The sequence below is a fragment of the Pseudomonas sp. 6D_7.1_Bac1 genome (assembly GCF_025465945.1).
In the GTDB taxonomy this organism is placed as follows: Bacteria; Pseudomonadota; Gammaproteobacteria; order Pseudomonadales; family Pseudomonadaceae; genus Aquipseudomonas.
In genome coordinates this window covers 43832-62656 of the sequence record NZ_JANLNW010000021.1, presented here as the reverse complement: position 1 = coordinate 62656, position 18825 = coordinate 43832, and the positions used below count along the sequence as shown (strand labels likewise).

The window sequence follows — 18825 nt, the reverse complement described above, 5'->3', positions numbered from 1 at the left end:
AGGCTGCGCCAGCAGCTACGGGTGATGCGTTGGGTTATGTGTTGAGGTCAGGTTCAATCCACCTGTGCCCAGGTCATGCGAAACGATGCGCCGCCCCAGGGCGAGTCGCCAACCTCGACCTTGCCGCCGTGCCATTGCGACACTCGCCGAACCAGCGCCAAGCCCAGGCCGAAACCGCCAGTGCGGCGGTCACGGCTGGAGTCGAGCCTTGAGAACGGCTCGAAAATCTTCTCGCGCCCGTCCAGCGGCACACCCGGCCCGTCATCGTTGACCAGCACTTCATAACCGTCTTCACCCAGCGTCAGCGAGACCTCCACCCGCCGCTCGGCGTAGCGAATGGCATTGCGCAGCAGGTTGATCACCGCCCGTGCCATGAAGCGCGGCTCGATGCGGATCGAGTCGACCTGGCACGAGTGAATCAGCAACTGCACCCCCGCCGCCTCAGCCTCCAGTGCCACACTGCCGACCACACTGTCGAGCCAGTCAGGCGCCTGAATGCTTTCGCGATTGATCACCGTGGCGCCACGTTCAAGGCTGGCGTAGGTCAGTAATTCAGAGACCATTTCCTCCAGTTCACCGAGGTCGGCGTACATATCGGCAATCAGCTGCACATTCTGACTCGGGTCGGGTTGCTGCTTGAGCTGGTCCAGCTCAAAGGACAAGCGGGCAATCGGCGTGCGTAATTCGTGGGACACCGCATTCGTCAGCTCACGCTGATTGGCGATCAAGCCTTCAATGCGCGCGGCCATCTGGTTGAAGTGCTCGGCCAGGTCGCGAATGGTCGAGCGTTTGGACAACTGGATGCGTGCCGTCAGGTCGTTATCGCCAAAACGTTGTGCGGCCAGGCGCAGTTTCTCCAGATCACGCCAGTGCGGCCGAACCCAGAAAAGCAGCACGATACCGACCAGCACCCCCAGCATCGTGTAAGCGGCGATCATGTAGACCGTGGTCCTGCTGGGCTCTTCAGGCAACGTGATGCTCAATAGCTGCTGACCGTCGTCGATGCGGGAGATGAACTGAGTGTATTGCTCGCGTACCACCATCAGATTGTCAGCAAGCTCGGCCTTTTCCGTGTCGCTGAGCGCCAACTGAGCTGCATCCACCAATTGCAGGCGCAAGCCGTAATGCGGTCGTAACGTCTGTAATTGCTGTTCACGGCCGGGCCCGTCAAGCGGTCGCAATTGCTCCACCAGCGACCAGGCCGGCCCGCGCACGGCTTCACGATTGTAGGTTTTCAAGGTGCCATCGAGTACCGCGGTAAACGTACGGTCAACCACCTGCAGCGAGGCGACCAGGCCAACGGCCAGAACGATAAACAGCCCAAAGAAAAGACGCAGCATCTACAGCTCCCAGGCAAACGGATTGAACAGGTAACCCTTGCCCCAGATGGTCTTGATGCACACCGGCTCTCTGGGGTTGTCCTTGAGCTTGCCGCGCAGTTTGCTGATGTACACGTCAACGCTGCGGTTGAGCCCGTCAAAAGCGATGCCGCGCATGCGATTCAAAATATCGTCGCGAGAGAGAATTTTGCCGGCCGCGCTGGCCAGCAGCCACAGCAGTTCGAACTCCATGGTGGTCAGCTCGATACTCTCGCCCGCCAGGCGCACTTCGCGGCAACTGCGATCAATCTGCAACCGACCGAATTCCAGTGAACCGCGCACCGTGCTTTCCGGCGTCTGGCGACGCTGCAACGCACGCAATCGGGCCAGCAACACCGGTGGTTTGATCGGCTTGATGACGTAGTCGTCGGCACCGGATTCAAGGCCTAGAATGTGGTCCAGGTCGTCCTCCTTGGCCGTGAGAATCACGATGGGGGTCTCGGACACGCTGCGGATCTCGCGACAGACGTGCAGGCCGCTCTGGCCGGGCAGCATCAGGTCGAGCACGACAATTTTCGGCTTGAACTCAAGAAACGCGGCCAGCGCCAGGTCGCCACGGTGTTCGGTGCGCACCTCAAAACCATGCTGAGATAGGAAGTAGGCGATCAACCCCGCGAGCTTTTCGTCATCCTCAACGAGCAATACCTTGCCAAGAGCCTGGTTATCCATAGGTGTCAATCTGTGAGCCGATGATGGAGAGCGCGCATTATAGGCGCCAATCCCCCCCTCACCGGCCATGCCAGATAGCAAAAACCGGCCTCGCGGGCCGGTTTTCAGAGATCTTTCATGTTCTTAAGAGTTTTTAACAATTTGCCTGTTTTCTTTCACAGACACGCCTGAACTTAAAGCGTCGGCACACCACTGTGGAAACGGAACTCGACATCCGGGGACTCGATCAGTTCCTGCTCGGCGGCGCGAACCTTGTCGATCACCTGAGCGATGTCCTTGGCGTCGCCATACTGGTAGGCCAGCTTCAGATACCCCTGGAAGTGCCGGGCCTCGCTTTTCAGCAGGCCAAAGTAGAACTTGCCCAGCTCTTCATCCAGGTGCGGCACCAGGGCTTCGAAACGCTCGCAGCTACGCGCTTCGATAAACGCCCCGACCACCAGGGTATCCACCAATTTGACCGGCTCGTGGCTGCGCACCACTTTGCGCAACCCAGAGGCGTAACGCCCGGCGGACAGCTGGCGCAGCTCGATCTTGCGCTTTTTCATCAGGCGCATGACTTGCTCGTGATGCACCAGTTCTTCCCGGGCCAGACGTGACATCAGATTGATCAGGTCAACATGGGAATGGTACTTGGCGATCAGGCTGAGCGCCGTGCTGGCGGCCTTGAACTCGCAGTTCTTGTGGTCAATCAGCAGGGTTTCCTGGTCAGCCAGTGCAGCTTGAACCCAGCCATCGGGCGTGCGGCAGCCAAGGAACTCGTGAATGTCAGGAAGGTTCATCGGGCAGGACCACACAGCGGGCTGGTGAAGATGTCGAGGATCGGAAACATGGGGCTCACAGCAAAGAGGTTCACAGCGAAGGGCGCCGATTATACCGGCCTGTCCGCAGACCACCAGCCATCGCCCTTGATATGCATCAAGACCCGGGTTCACGAGCAGCAACTATAGTTGTGCAACGCAATGTCTTTTTACTTATCGGAGATCCCGACCATGCAAGCCATCCGCAGCATTCTGGTGGTCATTGAGCCCTCGCCCAACGAAAGCCTGGCCCTCAAACGCGCCAAGCTGATCGCCGGGGTGACCCAAGCGCATCTGCATTTGTTGATCTGCGATAAGGAACATGATCACTCGGCGCTGTTGAGCGTGCTCAAGGCCAGCCTGATGCAAGACGGTCATAGTGTCACCACCGAGCAGGCCTGGAACAAAAGCCTGCATGAAACCATCATCGATGTGCAGCAGGCCGAAGGTTGCGGGCTTGTGATCAAGCAACACTTCCACGACAACCCGTTGAAGAAAGCCTTGCTGACCCCGGAAGACTGGAAGCTGCTGCGTTATTGCCCCTGTGCCGTACTGATGGTCAAGACCGAGAGGTCCTGGGCCGACAAAGTAATACTCGCCGCCGTCGATGTAGGCAATTCAGACGAAGAACATCGCCGTCTGCACGCCAGCATCATTGATCATGGCTACGATATCGCGAGCCTGGCGAAGGGCCATCTGCATGTGATCAGCGCCCATCCGTCACCGATGCTTTCAGCTGCCGACCCGGTGTTCCAGCTCAAGGAAACCATCGAAGCCCATTATCGAGAGCAGTGCAAGGCGTTCCAGGCCGAGTTCGACATCGACGACGAGCACCTGCACATCGAAGAAGGCCCGGCCGATGTGCTGATTCCTCACATCGCGCATAAATTGCAGGCATCGGTCACCATCATCGGCACCGTGGCGCGTACCGGCTTCTCAGGCGCGTTGATCGGTAATACAGCGGAAGTGGTGCTCGATTCACTGGAAAGCGATGTGCTGGTGCTCAAGCCACAGGACATCATGGATCACCTGGAAGAGTTGGTGACCAGCGGTAAATAAGACGCCTGACAGATCGCCATCGCGAGCAGGCTCGCTCCCACACTGGATTTGTGAACGACACAGATCAACTGTGGGAGCGAGCCTGCTCGCGATGCTTTTAAGCGTCAGGCGCTAACGCATCCTTGAGAAACCCCGGCGCGATGTAGCGCTGGTAATGCGCCTCCGACAGCAGGAAAAACTCCCGATCGATGGCATCGCGCAATTCGGGCAGGCTCCAGTCACGAAACTCCGGCAGCAACACCATCCCATAGGCTTCCAGATTGTTGATCACCCGCGCGCCCCTGGCGATCAACTGATACGCCCAGCAGTATTCCGATTGATGGGGCACAAAGCGGATTTTTCGCTGTTCCAGCTGCTCACGCAGGCGCCGGGGATCGAAAATTTCGAGTTTCCCGGCCATCACTTGCACCAGCAACTGCTCAAGACGCAGCCAGACGGCACGTTTTTCTTGCTCGTTGTAACCGTTCCAGTGAATCACTTCATGGTGGAAACGCTTGCAGCCACGGCACACCAGATCACCGTAAACAGTGGAGCAAAGGCCGACGCAGGGAGTCTTGATGGTCTGATTGGGCATAGGTAGGCAAAACGCGAGGAAGCAAAACAGGTCGGCATGTTAGCCCTTTGTCTAACATTCATCACCCCTCAAAATTCTGGGCCTAACTTACCTTTAATTTTTTTTTGCCGTAGAATCGGCCAGCCTTTTAAGGCGCCAATGTCCGTTAGAAGCTGTTTTCAAAGCGTCACGAGCACAGTCGTTCCTTCAGAGCGGTGTTGGCGAAGGGTTTTTCCAGCGGGGAAAAGCCCAACGCCAACCCTCATCAGCTCCCCGTTCTGCAGGCGTAAAACTTTGAAAGCAGCTTCTGTAAGGAATTGCCGGTAATTCTGGCTAAGCGGCCCACAACGCCACGCAGCGCATGAGTACGGCAATTTCGGGATGAGCGTCCCGGACACCCATTTGGGACCACTGATGAGGGTAATAACTGTGCTTGAAGCCTACCGCAAACATATCGAAGAGCGCGCAGCACTGGGTATCGTTCCCCAGCCGCTTAACGCCGAACAAACTGCAGGCCTGGTCGAGCTGCTGAAGAATCCCCCGGCTGGCGAAGAAGCTTTCCTCGTTGACCTGATCACCAATCGCGTTCCGCCTGGCGTGGACGAAGCAGCCTATGTAAAGGCCGGTTTCCTGTCTGCGTTGGCCAAAGGCGAAGCCACTTCCCCTCTGATCGACAAAAAGCGCGCTGTTGAACTGCTTGGCACCATGCAAGGCGGCTACAACATCGTGACGCTGGTTGACCTGCTCGACTCCGCCGAACTGGCTCCAGTCGCTGCCGCGCAACTCAAGCACACCCTGCTGATGTTCGATGCTTTCCACGACGTCGCGGAAAAAGCCAAGAACGGCAACGTTCACGCTCAAGGCGTACTGCAATCCTGGGCTGACGGCGAGTGGTTCAAGAACCGCCCGGTTCTGGCCGACAAGATCAGCCTGCGCGTGTTCAAGGTCACCGGCGAAACCAACACCGACGACCTGTCCCCTGCTCCTGATGCCTGGTCCCGTCCAGACATCCCGCTGCACGCCCTGGCCATGCTGAAAATGGCCCGTGACGGCATCGTGCCGGACGAGCAAGGCGTCACCGGTCCGATGAAGCAAATCGAAACCATGCGCGGCGAAGGCTTCCCGATCGCCTACGTCGGCGACGTAGTGGGTACCGGTTCTTCGCGTAAATCGGCCACCAACTCGGTGCTGTGGTTCTTCGGCGACGACGTTCCTTACGTGCCGAACAAGCGTGCCGGCGGTTTCTGCTTCGGCAGCAAAATCGCTCCGATCTTCTACAACACCATGGAAGATGCCGGCGCACTGCCAATCGAATTCGACGTGACCAACATGAACATGGGCGACGTGATCGACCTGTACCCTCATGCCGGTAAAGTCACCAAGCACAACAGCGACGAAATCCTGACCACCTTCGAAATGAAGACCCCGGTCCTGCTCGACGAAGTCCGTGCTGGCGGTCGTATTCCGCTGATCATCGGCCGTGGCCTGACCGAGAAGGCCCGTACCGAACTGGGTCTGCCACCCTCCGATCTGTTCAAGAAGCCGGAAGCTCCGGCTGAAAGCACCAAGGGTTTCACCCTGGCACAGAAAATGGTCGGCAAGGCGTGCGGCGTCGTTGGCGTTCGTCCAGGGACCTACTGCGAACCGAAGATGACCACCGTCGGTTCCCAGGACACCACTGGCCCGATGACCCGTGACGAACTGAAAGACCTGGCGTGCCTGGGCTTCTCGACCGATCTGGTGATGCAGTCGTTCTGCCACACCGCAGCCTATCCAAAGCCGATCGACGTCACCACTCACCACACCCTGCCAGACTTCATCATGACCCGCGGCGGCGTTTCCCTGCGTCCGGGCGACGGCATCATCCACAGCTGGCTGAACCGCATGCTGCTGCCGGACACCGTCGGCACCGGTGGTGACTCGCACACCCGTTTCCCGATGGGCATCTCGTTCCCGGCCGGTTCCGGTCTGGTCGCGTTCGCCGCAGCCACTGGCGTGATGCCACTGGACATGCCGGAATCGATCCTGGTGCGCTTCAAAGGCAAAATGCAACCGGGCGTCACCTTGCGTGACCTGGTTCACGCCATTCCTTACTACGCGATCCAGGCTGGCCTGCTGACCGTAGAGAAGAAAGGCAAGAAGAACGCCTTCTCCGGCCGCATCCTGGAAATCGAAGGTCTCGACAACCTGAGCATCGAACAAGCCTTCGAGCTGTCCGACGCCTCGGCCGAGCGCTCCGCTGCCGGTTGCACCATCAAGCTGTCGAAAGAGTCGATCACCGAGTACCTGAGCTCCAACATCACCCTGCTGCGCTGGATGATCGGCGAAGGCTACGGCGATGCACGTACTCTGGAACGTCGTGCTCAAGCGATGGAAGCCTGGATCGCCAACCCTGAGTTGATGGTTGCCGATGCTGACGCCGAATACGCTGAAACCATCGAGATCGACCTGGCCGACATCAAGGAGCCTGTGCTCTGCGCGCCGAACGATCCGGACGACGCCCGTCTGCTGTCCAGCGTTGCTGGCGAGAAGATCGACGAAGTGTTCATCGGTTCGTGCATGACCAACATCGGTCACTTCCGTGCTGCCGGTAAGCTGCTGGATCAGGTCAAGGGTCAGCTGCCAACCCGTCTGTGGCTGTCGCCGCCGACCAAGATGGATGCTCACCAACTGACCGAAGAAGGCTACTACGGCATCTACGGCAAGGCTGGCGCGCGCATGGAAATGCCGGGCTGCTCGCTGTGCATGGGTAACCAGGCTCGCGTTGAACCGAACTCCACCGTGGTCTCGACCTCGACCCGTAACTTCCCGAACCGTCTGGGCGACGGCGCCAACGTCTACCTGGCTTCGGCCGAACTGGCGTCGGTGGCTTCGATCCTGGGTCGCCTGCCGACCGTCGAGGAGTACATGGCCTACGCGAAAGAAATCGACACCATGGCCAGCGATGTTTATCGCTACCTGAGTTTCGACCAGATCGCCGAGTTCCGTGAAGCTGCCGCGAATGCCAACATCCCGGTCATTCAAGCCTAACGTTACAACGCCATGAAAAACGCCGCGCATCGTAAGGTGCGCGGCGTTTTTTTATGCCTGAAGGTTTTGTCTCTACGCCTTGAGCGCCGCCTGTACCGCGCCGTCAACGCTCAAATCGCTGAGAATCACCTGCGAACGCTCAGCCTTCGGCAGCGCCGACAACACCGCGTGCGCCTCATCCTTGAGACGCGCCAACATCAACTGCTTACCTTCGTTGTGTACCCTCAAGAAGAACTCCTGCAGCGCCTCGATGCTGGTGCCATCCAGGTTCGGCGACTCTTCCAGACTGAGAATCACCGTATGAATCGGCGTTTCGGAGTGTCGGATCAGCCGTAAAGCGCCACCAAGAATCCGCTCGACGTTGGCGAAGAACAGCGCTTCGCCCGGCCGGACAATCAGCATCCCCGGCACCGCTTTGGCCAGCGGATGACGTTGCACATCGACAAAGTCGTGCCCGGTGCCGATGTGCCCGAGAATCTGGATATCCGCCGCCGACATTTGCTTGAGCATCAGCAGCACACTGATCGCCACCGCCACCAGCAAGCCGTCCAACACCCCCAACACCAACACGGCCGCCACCGCGCAGATCACCAACAGGCGATCACGCCGCCAGACGAAATAGCGCCCCAGCGGCTGCAGGCTCAAGCCACGGGCCAGCGCATGCATGACAATAGCGGCCAGTATCGGCTCAGGGGTCAAGGCAATGTAAGGCAGCACCGTCAGGACGATAATCAGCACCACCAACGCGGCCACGCCACCGGCCAAACGCGAAGTCGCGCCTGCGGCCTCATTGGCGGAAGTCGCGGAATACCCCGCCCCTGCCGGCATCCCGTGAAACAGCCCGGACAGCAGATTCGACGCCCCGAGCGCCAGCAGGTCCCGGTTCGACGACACCCGATCACCGTGTTTGAGTGCGAAGGAACTGATCGAACCGTAGGACTCCGCGTACAGAATCATCACCATGGCGAAGCCCAGCTCCCCCAGGCGCAGCCAGTCGGAAAAAGGCAGCACCGGCAGCTTCGGGACTTCCAGGCTCAGGTCGATGACACCGATCAGCTTGACCCCATGGGCCGGCAGGTCCAGCCACTGGCCCGCCGCGATGCCGATCACCACCACCAGCAAGCCGCCCGGCAGGCGCCTGAACCGTGCAAACAACCACAACAATGCCAGAGCCACGGCGGCCACACCGGCGGCGACCCAGTTCCACTGCGGCAGTTGCTCCAGCAACTGCGGCAGGAAGCGAATCAGGTTACCGTCGCTCAAATGCACGCCCACCACGCTGGCGAGCTGCTTGAGGATGATCGTCAGCGCCAGTCCAAAAGCAAAACCGCGCAGTACCGGCTTGGCGATGAACGACGTCACGCTGCCGAGCTTGAACAACCCGGCCATCAAAAAGAACACCCCGGTGACCATGACCAACCCAATGGCCAGGGTTGCACGCAATTGCGGGTCGCCACCGGCCAGCGTCGCGGTCGCTGCCGCCAACACCGCAGCGGATGAAGAGGTCGCGGAGACAATGGCAAACCGGCTGGTACCGAACAGTCCGTAACAGAGTAAACCGGCAAACAAGGCGATCACCCCGGCCTGCGGCGCCAGGGCGGCGATGCTCGAATAGGCGACAGCCTCGGGCAGCAACAGTCCGGCAATCGACAGGCCGGCCAACGTGTCCTGCCAGCGGTTCGGTTTTTCGCCAGAAGTCTGAACTGACGACGTTGATGGCTCAGTCGACAATCGGACCTGCCCAACCCGGCAAATACCGAGCCTCCTGACTGCGCGCCAGATCCATGGCTTTGGTTTGCAGTTTGCTGCCTAGATCCTTGATCTGATCGCTGGAGATCCGGCTGCGAAAGAAGTCCGCCCAGAGGAATTCGCTGTAGGGCGTCGTATCCTTGGAGTACCCACCGGCACGTCGCACCTGCCCTGCCAGGCTGCGATAAGGATCATCCTGCAAATCGACGATACTCTTGGGAATCGCCTCGAATGAGTGCTGCGCCCCGTGAGCATCGTAGGGGTGCACCCACTGGTTGAAGCTCATGACATTCCAGAACGTCATTGGCTCGACAAACGATAAATCCTTGAGCACCAGCAGCGGCACCGTCGTGACCTCTTCCTGAATCAACGCCAGACCGAAGTGGTGGTGATCGACGATGTAATGGCGCCCTTGCGGGCCAAGGACACAAGGAAACCAATGGTTGTCCAGGGCAGCGCTACGTTCCTTGCGCTTGAGCTTTTTCCATTGTTCACGCTTGGTGTTCACTTCGGCCAGACCGACAGTGAGCTGCGTCGGGTGCAGTTTTTCCAGCTTGCCAGTGATCAATTGCGGATGGGCACGGGGCATCGGACGTCTCCAGACAAGCAGTTGAAATGCCGACGAGGCCGTCGGCGGCGGTACAAGAGCAGACGTTCTATCACGCTGAAATGCAAGCACAAGCGTAGCCCTTTTTCCACCTTGCCCTCCTGTGATGGCCCTGAATTTTCCGGCCAGCCAAAAAAAACGGCCGCGCCGCGCATTGTGCGCAGTCAGCGGCCGTTGCATCACTGAGTCAGGCGTTTATTTGTAACGGCGCGGCACGGGCTTAACAGGCCGGGCCGCTACGCACTCAGGCGGTCAGCGAGTAGATCAGCGCCGAAATCGCCACCAGCCCGACCAGCGTCACGAAGACGTTGGAGGCCTGGCCGCGATAACGTGCCATGGCTGGCACCTTGCGAATGGCGTACATCGGCATCAGGAACAGAATCGACGCGATGACCGGGCCACCGAGGGTTTCGATCATCCCCAGGATGCTCGGGTTAAGCGTGGCGACGATCCAGCAGACCACCAGCATGAACGCTGCGGTCATACGGTCCAGCGTCTTCGGCGCCGGGCGACGACCGCTCTTGACGATCAGCCCCTTGAGGCCTTCGCTGGCGCCGATGTAGTGCCCCAGGAACGACTTGGAAATGGCCACGAAAGCAATCAGCGGCGCGGCGAAGGCGATCGTCGGGTTGCTGAAGTGGTTGGCCAGGTACGACAGGATCGACAGGTTCTGCGCCTTGGCCTCGGCCAGTTGTTCTGGCGACAGGGTCAGCACGCAGCTGAAGACGAAGAACAGCACCATCACCACCATCAAGGCGTGAGCGCGGGACAGGATTTGCGAGCTGCGCTCCTCGGCGTGCACGCCATAACGACGCTTCTGGTCCACCGCGAACGCCGAGATGATCGGCGAGTGGTTGAACGAGAACACCATCACCGGAATCGCCAGCCACAGCGTGTGCAGCAGCGCCGACGGCTCAGGCAGGGTGTTGGCGGTGGCGAGAATGCCGCCGTTCCAGTGCGGGATCAGGAACACCGCGAGAAACAGCAGCGCGACGATGAACGGGTACACCATCAGGCTCATGGCCTTGACGATCACTTGCTCGCCGCAACGCACCACGGCCAGCAGGCCGAGAATCAACACGAACGACAGAATCGCCCGTGGCGGCGGCATGATGTGCAACTGGTGCTCAAGGAAACTGCCCACGGTGTTAGTGAGGGCGACGCTGTAGATCAGCAGGATCGGGAAGATCGCGAAGAAATACAGCAAGGTGATCAGGGCACCGGCCTTGATCCCGAAATGTTCTTCAACCACCTCGGTGATATCTGCACCCTCGCGACCGGACAGCACGAAGCGGGTCAGGCCACGGTGTGCGTAAAAGGTCATGGGGAATGCCAGCACCGCCAGAATCAGCAGCGGCCAGAAACCGCCAAGACCTGCGTTGATCGGCAAAAACAGGGTTCCCGCACCAATCGCCGTGCCAAACAGGCCCAGCATCCAGGTGGTGTCATGGCGATTCCAGCTGCTGAGGCTTGCTGGTGCCGCCGCTTCATAGCGTTCATCAACGCTATTGGCCTGATCATTCATCCGGTCGGATCTCCGCATTCCGGTCACTTGCCACTCGGTCAGGACGAGTCAGAAAAAGCTGACAGGCAGCGCCCTGGCCGAAACAGGGGCGCGATTGTCCGGGATTAATCAACAGAAGCAAAGACTTAGCTGAGGAGTGGTTATGCGGATCAGATGTTCAGGAATAGCTTTGAGCGCTACAGCCCACAAAAACCGCCGCCTGAGCGCGAGAAATCCGTAGAAGCTGCTTGAATCAATGTTTCAACGAAGCCACTCAACCCGCGTGGCGACAACCTGACGGAGTAATGCCATGCCGCTCGTTCGTGTCGACATCAAAAAACACCAGGATCCCACCTTCGCCAAACGCGTTGGCGAGCTGATCTACGCCGCCATGCGCAGCAGCATCGGCGTGCCCGAGCACGATAATTTCCAGATCCTTGCCGAACACGACGAGCTGCACTTCATCTTTGATCCGGTCTACCTGGGCATCAACCGCAGCGACCATCTGGTGATCATTCAGATCAGCCTGAACGAGGGCCGGACGCTGGAGCAGAAAAAACTGCTGTACAAGACCATCGCCGAAAGCCTCAATGCAGAGTTGGCGGTTCGTCTGGAAGACGTCTTTATCAATCTGGTGGAGGTCAAGAAAGAGAACTGGTCGTTTGGCAACGGCATTGCCCAATACGCCAGTTAACGCCCCCAGATGAAATCCTCGATGCCGCCCAAGGCTTCCGGACGTCACGGCAACCGGTCAGCCGGCCCCATTGCTAAACGTCGGCCAAGCCAGCAATCTTGGGCGTCTTGCGCTTTAGCGCCGTGCCGCGCCGTATTCGATACCCTCAGGAGCCCAGCATGCCTGCAACCGTTCTGGTACTGGTTGAAACGATCAACGACTACCTGCCGATCCTCGAACATCAAGGCTTCCACCTGATTCTCGCCCCCACTCCCATCGAGCGCGCCGAGGCCATCGCCAATCACGGCGGACAGATCGACGCCGTGCTGACACGCGGCCCCTTGGGGTTGTACGCCGAAGAAATCGCCGCGCTACCGAACCTGAAAATCATCTGCGTGATCGGCGCCGGTTACGAGCATGTCGACCTGCAAGCCGCCAGCGACAACGGCATTACCGTCACCAACGGCGCCGGCGTAAACGCTTCGTCGGTGGCCGATCATGCGATGGCCTTGTTGCTGTCGTTGGTGCGTGACATCCCTCGGTGCGACGCGGCGGTGCGACGCGGTGAATGGCCGAAGATCATGCGCCCGTCACTGGCCGGTAAACGCCTGGGTATTCTGGGCCTGGGCGCCGTCGGCATGGCCATTGCCAAACGCGCCGCCAATGGTTTCGACATGATTGTGCGTTATCACAATCGCCAGTTGCGCAACGACGTCCCCTACGACTTTTGCTCGACACCGACCGAACTGGCACGGGTCTCGGATTTTCTGATCGTTTGCACACCCGGCGGCCTTGGCACACAGCACTTGATCAACAAGCAGGCGCTGGATGCATTAGGTCCTCACGGGTTTATCGTCAACATCGCCCGGGCCAGCGTGGTTGCCACCAACGATCTGATTTCCGCGCTTGAGCAACGGCGGATCGCCGGTGCCGCGCTCGATGTCTTCGATGCAGAACCTCAGGTGTCGGATGCGCTCAAGGCATTGAATAACGTGATCCTCACCCCTCACGTGGCGGGTCTGTCACCTGAAGCAACCCGGGCAACCGTTGAACTGGTCGGTCAGAATCTGCTGGCGTTTTTCTCCAATCGCCCGGTGTTGACCCCCGTAGAGTTACCCAAGCGCCTCTGAGCGTTAGAGAACCCCCAATAACGTCCAGAGTCGGCGGGACTCCGCGTCAGCCGAGATCAACTCGCCAAGCAGTTCGCTCAGCGGTTTATTGCCCCACTCCACACCGCGCCTGATCAAGTAAGGCACCGGGCTGTGGGGCTCGGTGCGCGCCAGGTATTCGGCAATCAGCAACAATTGCCGATAAGCCTCTTCGCGACTCACCGGCTCGCGCATTGTCTGCGCAGCTTCCGCTTCCAGCGTGTCGTGTGACGTCTGGATCTGCGGTGGTTCGACCGGGGCCGGGCCGGGTTGACGTGGATGCATGGCGATGAACTCCTGAACGAGCGTCAACAGCGCCTCGATGATGTCCTGCAACGATGTGTAGCCTGGCGCCTGACTGCCCAGGTAGGCATCACTCCAGTCCTCCAGCCGTTGCAGATGCTGCAAGCTCAGCAACAGGCTGCCTTGGCTGCGCAACCAGAATGACAGCGGTGTCGCGCGAATCTGTTCGGTCAGCTTCTTCTGCTCGTTGCGAGCGCTTTCAGCCGAGGTTTTCGCGGCCTTGGTGTCATTGACCATCACCTGCTGCACCTGCAAGCGTCGCCAGTCATCCAGGCAATAACCCGCAAATTCAGTCGCGCGAGCGTCGAACAGCGGCACCCGGGTGAGCAGGATTTCGCTGTAGCGTCGCGCCAGCCATTCGAGAGGAATGACCCGCCACGACTGGTCACCCTCCTCGGCCTGCGGATGAAGCTGCTCGGGGTAGCGCTCGCATAGACCCGCCACCAGTGCCAGGCTGCCCGGCAATCCTTCCAGGCCGTCCAGATGCAACCAGGCCTCGCCAAGCCAGGCACTGAGCATCAAATCCTTACTGCGTTCGAGCAGCAAGCGGGTGGCGAGCCTTGCCTGTTCCGGCCATTGGGCACGCTTGATCGACGACTGCCAGACCCCCGTCGGCAAACTGATATCGTCCTCGCGGCGCAGTTCGCGTAGCTGATCGAATTCAGGCTCATAGCGCAGGTCTTGACCACAGGGCGCTTCGTCGCTGATCGGTTCGATCAACTGCGTGATCAGCTCCGGCAGCGGCGATGACGATGATGACGGCAAACTCACAAGCCCTCCTCGTTCGTCACGATGGCCGCGGTCGAACCCGTCGCCATAAAGGGTGAACGCGGAGCACGCGTCGGCAACGGTTGAATCGACAACGGCAGTTTCGATCCCTGTGTCATCAGTGACAGGCGCATAAACATCTGTGTGGGCTCCTCAATGCTGGAAAGCGCGGTGACCGGCAAGCGCAAGGTCAGCGGAAAATCCGTGTAGTCCATGCTTGGCTGGCGCTGATTCGACTGGTGCGAACGCATCAGGCGCAGCAAAGACCAAGGACCGCCGTATTCCCAGCCGGCCTCCAGATCCCTGATGACCAGGTTCGGTTGCAACGGGTCGTTGACCGGCCGCTGGGGGCCATTCCTGGCCCAGCGCAGGGTCAACCTGACGGGTTGGCCGACCATCCAGCGCAGGTTCTGTTGTGCCTCGCCGGGATAACTGACCTGTTGGTTGCCGGTATTCAAGCCCCAGGCAATGACCTGATCGGCGCCGTGCTCTTCCTCGCGATCCGTGCGCCAGCGCACGTCCATCTCCACCCCCAGAATGCCGCTCTTGTCTCGCACAAACAGCGGCCCGAGCCAGGTGCTGGCCTGTTTCAAACGGTTGAGAAAATCCTCTGCGGCCAAACGCTCCGGCGTCCGGCTGAGCAACAAACCGGCTTGTGCCACCGGCAGGCGCTTGTCGATCAACTCCAGCAAATGCTGAACCCGCGCCGGGTCGGCATCGGAGGCCTGAATGCCATTGGCGAACGGAAAACGCTCGGCCAGGTACTGATTGAAGTAATTGGCCAGATCGTTCCACGCCGCCGAAGCCTGTTGCTGTTGCAGCGACTGGCAGCGTTGCATCGCGGCTTGCTGCAGCTCCTGGGCCCTCAGGGCAATCGTCCCACGGCCACCGGGGACGTTGGCGGTTTGCAGGATCTGCACACAGGACCCGGCATCCATTTCGATAAAGTCCCGGCTCACCAACTGTTCGATCTGTGCCGCAGAACTGGCGGGATTCTGGTCCTTGTACTTGAGCAGTTCATCATTCAAGGCACTGAACTGCACAACCCGTTCGTAATCCAGTCCTGACAGGTTTTGTTGCTGGACCTTCAGCCACTCCAGCGCCGGGGTACGTTGCTCGGCAATATTCAACATGGTGTCGAACTGCTGCTTGAGGCTCAGCTTCAGATCCTGGACATCGCTGGCGCCGTACAGCTGCAAGCCCAGATTCTTCGAACCGTCCCAACGGCCAATACTGGTCCGCTCACTGAACACCGGCTGAGCCACGATCTCGTTCAGACCGCTCGCCACTTCCGCCAGCGCCCGACGATTGAGCGAGCTCTGCAAACGTGTCGCCAGGTCACTGCGATGCACCTCGATAAAAGCTTTCTGCAGCGCCACGGCTTGCGGGACTTGCACATTGAATCCCGCACCTTGCTGGCCTTGCCCCCCCTGGTCTTGCAGACTCAGCCACATCGCCTTGGCCGCTGCGCCTTCGGCGGCTTGCAAGAGTGCACCACGGTAGGCCGGCGGTATACGCGGCAGCTCTTCGTTGGCGTAGCTTTTGTAACTGGCGAAGTCATTCAGCGCACTGTCGAGACCATCGCTGTCGACGTTCTGACTCTGTGAAGCACTGAGGTCGGAATCCCCCTCACGCAGTGCAACGGCGACGAAATCGCGCTTGAATAACGCCCGCACGGCGTTTTCCAGCTGGCTGACCTGCTCTTGCAATACCAGTTGTCCGCTACCTTGCTGAACCAGCAAATTGCCCCGTGAGCCGGCTTGAGCAATCCATTGATCACGAAAACTCTGCTGCAATTTCGAAGCCTGCATGTCCAGCTGTTGCTCCAGTTGCGGACCGAGCAAAGTGCTTTGGCGCACTTTATCCATCAGCTCGCGGTAGCCCGGCACCAGGTCCTGACCCTTGCCCCGTCCCCACGCCGAGTTGGTCAAGCCAATCAACGCTTGCAGGTCGTCAATCAGCGCCCTCACGTCTTCGAGTTCGGAGAGGGAGTTGCCACTGCCGGCCTCCAGCCGTTCCAGGTGCAACTTGAGATAACCGGCCTGGCGCACGAAGTTGTCCGCCAGGAAGTACTGGTCCAGCCAGCCTTCCATGAGGCCGGTGAAATTCGTCCCGATAGTTGAGCGTTCCGTGGTCAGGTCCAACGCTTTCAACCCGCTGGTGTCGGCATTGAGCAGGACCCGGTTATAGAAGGCCGCACGACGCAATGTGCCGACGTTGAGATTGAGCGACAACGCGTTATTGCTGAGCAGCACCAGGTCATCGAGTGGGGCCCGGGAATTGTTCAGCGCCTGATTGAACCACTGATTTTGTTGCTCAAGACGCACCGCGCGCTCCACCAGTTCCTTGGCCTTGACGTAGTTTTGCCACTGCGCCGGGTCTTCGCTTTCCACGTTCAGTCGGCGCTCGGTATTGCGGATCGTCTTGAGTTGCGCCAGGTCCGACACCAGCAACTCTTGCAGCGGCACCAGCAAATGTCGCTGGGCGGTGAGCCGCAGTTCGTCTTCCATCTGTGTATCCAGCGATGAAAACCACGACGTGGGAAAGACCACCGAGGTGAAACTCCAGCGTGGGGCCCTTTCCAGTACCCGCCAGAAACTCTCGACGTTGCGTCGCGTCGGTTCCAGTCGATGGGCTTCGTCCGTGACCGCGACATAGTTTTTCTGCGCGCCTTGCAGCAAGCGCGACAACTCATGGGCATCCTTGACCGAGTCGTGCCAGACCCACACCATACCGATCGCCCAGACCAGACCGACCACCAGCGCCACCACGCCGGTCACCCGTTGCCAGCGTTGGCGCAGCCGCAAAATACGCGGTACGACCTGAGCCACGCCACGCTCGGCGACAATCCGTCGCTGCCACAACTGCCGGGCAAACGCGCTCTGCTGCAACACCGTGTCGTAGGCCGAGAAGCTGTCCTGGGTACTCTCTGGCGCTTGATTGGCGGTGAAGTAAATCCCGCGAAAACGCGGAGCCTCGCCTTGTGCATTACCCTGAAAGACCGGTTCAAGCAGGGTTTGCAACGTGCGACGCAGTGCTTCGAAGCGGTCCGGCAAAGCAAACAACTCGCTGCTCAAATGCCCGCACAAGGCTCCGATCTCGATGATCGACTCAGACAACGCCCGGTGCACCTGATCCAGCGCCTGATCACTCCATTGCGATTGCCAGACCGCCTCAGGCGAATGCGGCGACGACCAACCCAATGCTCGTTCCCGCGCCTCGGCCGGCAATGCACCGATCAACTCCTGAAAGCCCGGCAGCTCCTCCATCCCGGTGATGACCACGTACACCGGCAGGCTCAGACCGAAACGCTGTAACAGATCGATGAAGCGCCGCCGGGCTGCCAGACCCAGGCTGGCGGCCTGCTCCGGATCGCTCAGCTGACTGATTGGCACGGTCCAGATCACAGCGTCCAGCGGCCGCTTGCTGCGCAAGCGCACGATCAGCCCCAACAGACGCCACCAGCCGCCCCGTTGCAGATTCAAGCCTTCATCGGGCAGGAACAACGCCTGCGGCACCACCAGCACCGCACCCTCGGGGTCCGACCACCAGCGCCCGAACCAGGCCGGTTTGTCGGTGGGTTGCAAACGCCATTGAGCACACAGTTGGGTGCCCTGGGTTTCGTTGCCGAGCATCAGCAGCCACGGAATCTGATAGCGATCCTGCGTGCCCTGCTCCTGCTCCATGTGCCGGACCGACAGATAGAAACTGCGAATCGCGGCGCCACTCTGGGTGCGCAACCACCAGACCGCCACCAGCAACACCGTCAGCAGCAAGAGCACCGCGACGACGGTTGCGACAATACCCAGGGTACTCATGAGTCTTGCTCCTGGGCCGCTGCCATTTCGGAAAGGTGCATGACCGGTTCAAGCTCCTGACGAATGTCGCGCCAGAACATCTGCCCCAGCCCCGTCATCAACAGCAAGACGCCGAGGATCGCCAGGCCAAGACGAAAACCGTCGGGGAGCGACAGACGCATGGGCAACTGCACGGGAACGACCGCCGAAGGCTGCTCCAGCCTGGCGCTGACATCGGCGTAATCAGGCTCGTGTTGCCAGGCGAAGGTGAACAACGCCAGCCGCCACTTTTCATGCTGGACCTGATTCTGCTCGCCGCGCAGATATCCTTCGAAACCCAGGACCAGGCATTGCAGATACACATTGGCCAGGTCCCGGGTGGCCGGCACCTGATCGTCGAGCAATTGCTTGATCGCCAGCGGCAGCCGTTCGCCCGCCTGACGGCTGGCGTACATCCGCGACTCCAGCGGTTTGTCCTGCCAGGCGAGCTGACCTGGCCAGGGCGTAAACAACAGGGTTTCATCGATCAGCGCGACAAACGCATACACCACAGCAGTCACCTGTTCGGTGGCCGCATCACCGACTTTGGCGAACGCCGTTCGCCACAAGCGCTGGGCAATCTGTGTAGAAAACTCGACGACGGCCTCGACCAACGTCTCATCGTCACTGTCCTTGGACAGTTCGCTCCAGGCCTGCGACCACTCTTGCCAGGCCTGACGAAAAGCACCGCTCAGCGGCGCTTCGTAGAGACCTCGTGCACCGCTCCCGACGTTCCCTTCAGGCATTTGA

General features: G+C 59.8%; 14 protein-coding genes. 4 read left to right on the top strand and 10 right to left on the bottom strand.

The annotated features are described in order from the left end of the window. Window positions 1-53 precede the first annotated feature (53 nt). The 3 genes from NTD87_RS06515 to NTD87_RS06505 all read right to left on the bottom strand — a co-directional run bounded on the left by NTD87_RS06515 (window position 54) and on the right by NTD87_RS06505 (window position 2827). On the bottom strand, window positions 54-1340 hold the full coding sequence (locus NTD87_RS06515) for an ATP-binding protein (protein WP_262112705.1): 1287 nt from the start codon (window positions 1338-1340) through the stop codon (window positions 54-56). After that, window positions 1341-2048, bottom strand: a complete 708-nt coding sequence (locus tag NTD87_RS06510; protein WP_262112704.1) for a winged helix-turn-helix domain-containing protein — start codon at window positions 2046-2048, stop codon at window positions 1341-1343. Window positions 2049-2221: 173 nt separating this feature from the next. Further along, window positions 2222-2827: a tRNA-(ms[2]io[6]A)-hydroxylase gene (locus NTD87_RS06505; RefSeq protein WP_262112703.1), complete on the bottom strand. Its 606-nt coding sequence runs from the start codon at window positions 2825-2827 to the stop codon at window positions 2222-2224. 210 nt (window positions 2828-3037) lie between these two features. Here NTD87_RS06505 and NTD87_RS06500 point away from each other — a divergent pair, with 210 nt between their 5' ends. Next, a complete protein-coding gene (locus NTD87_RS06500) occupies window positions 3038-3904 on the top strand; it encodes a universal stress protein (RefSeq protein WP_262112725.1) in 867 nt (288 codons plus the stop codon). A 97-nt stretch (window positions 3905-4001) separates the two neighbouring features. On the opposite strand, the gene NTD87_RS06495 is transcribed toward NTD87_RS06500, so the two are convergent. Beyond that, a complete protein-coding gene (locus NTD87_RS06495) occupies window positions 4002-4478 on the bottom strand; it encodes a DUF1289 domain-containing protein (protein WP_262112702.1) in 477 nt (158 codons plus the stop codon). Between the two features lie 408 nt (window positions 4479-4886). On the opposite strand from NTD87_RS06495, the gene acnB reads away from it, so the two are divergent. Continuing rightward, window positions 4887-7487 (top strand): bifunctional aconitate hydratase 2/2-methylisocitrate dehydratase, encoded by a 2601-nt coding sequence (gene acnB / locus NTD87_RS06490; protein WP_262112724.1) that lies wholly within the window; start codon window positions 4887-4889, stop codon window positions 7485-7487. 72 nt (window positions 7488-7559) lie between these two features. Here acnB and NTD87_RS06485 read toward each other — a convergent pair whose 3' ends face one another. The 3 genes from NTD87_RS06485 to NTD87_RS06475 form a co-directional block, all read right to left on the bottom strand. Next, window positions 7560-9218 carry a SulP family inorganic anion transporter gene (locus NTD87_RS06485; protein ID WP_262112701.1) on the bottom strand — a complete coding sequence of 553 codons (1659 nt, stop codon included), beginning with the start codon at window positions 9216-9218 and terminating at the stop codon, window positions 7560-7562. Continuing rightward, window positions 9208-9825 (bottom strand): ParB-like protein, encoded by a 618-nt coding sequence (locus tag NTD87_RS06480; protein ID WP_262112700.1) that lies wholly within the window; start codon window positions 9823-9825, stop codon window positions 9208-9210. The genes NTD87_RS06485 and NTD87_RS06480 overlap by 11 nt, the downstream gene beginning before the upstream one ends. Before the next feature lie 262 nt (window positions 9826-10087). Further along, on the bottom strand, window positions 10088-11368 hold the full coding sequence (locus NTD87_RS06475) for an HAAAP family serine/threonine permease (protein WP_262112699.1): 1281 nt from the start codon (window positions 11366-11368) through the stop codon (window positions 10088-10090). 289 nt (window positions 11369-11657) lie between these two features. Here NTD87_RS06475 and NTD87_RS06470 point away from each other — a divergent pair, with 289 nt between their 5' ends. Then, window positions 11658-12041 carry a tautomerase family protein gene (locus NTD87_RS06470; protein WP_262112698.1) on the top strand — a complete coding sequence of 128 codons (384 nt, stop codon included), beginning with the start codon at window positions 11658-11660 and terminating at the stop codon, window positions 12039-12041. Between the two features lie 158 nt (window positions 12042-12199). Then, on the top strand, window positions 12200-13150 hold the full coding sequence (locus NTD87_RS06465; RefSeq protein WP_262112696.1) for a 2-hydroxyacid dehydrogenase: 951 nt from the start codon (window positions 12200-12202) through the stop codon (window positions 13148-13150). Window positions 13151-13153: 3 nt separating this feature from the next. Here the strand turns inward: NTD87_RS06465 and tssA are convergent, their stop codons facing one another. The 3 genes from tssA to NTD87_RS06450 are packed head-to-tail and all read right to left on the bottom strand — an operon-like array spanning window position 13154 to window position 18821. Further along, entirely contained in the window at window positions 13154-14242 is a 1089-nt protein-coding gene (gene tssA, locus NTD87_RS06460) for a type VI secretion system protein TssA (RefSeq protein ID WP_262112694.1), read from the bottom strand. After that, entirely contained in the window at window positions 14239-18057 is a 3819-nt protein-coding gene (locus NTD87_RS06455; protein ID WP_262112693.1) for a type VI secretion protein IcmF/TssM N-terminal domain-containing protein, read from the bottom strand. The genes tssA and NTD87_RS06455 overlap by 4 nt, the downstream gene beginning before the upstream one ends. Further along, complete coding sequence (locus NTD87_RS06450) at window positions 18054-18821, bottom strand: DotU family type IV/VI secretion system protein (protein WP_262112692.1); 768 nt, start codon at window positions 18819-18821, stop codon at window positions 18054-18056. Before NTD87_RS06450 ends, NTD87_RS06455 begins: the two co-directional genes overlap by 4 nt. Window positions 18822-18825 lie beyond the last annotated feature (4 nt).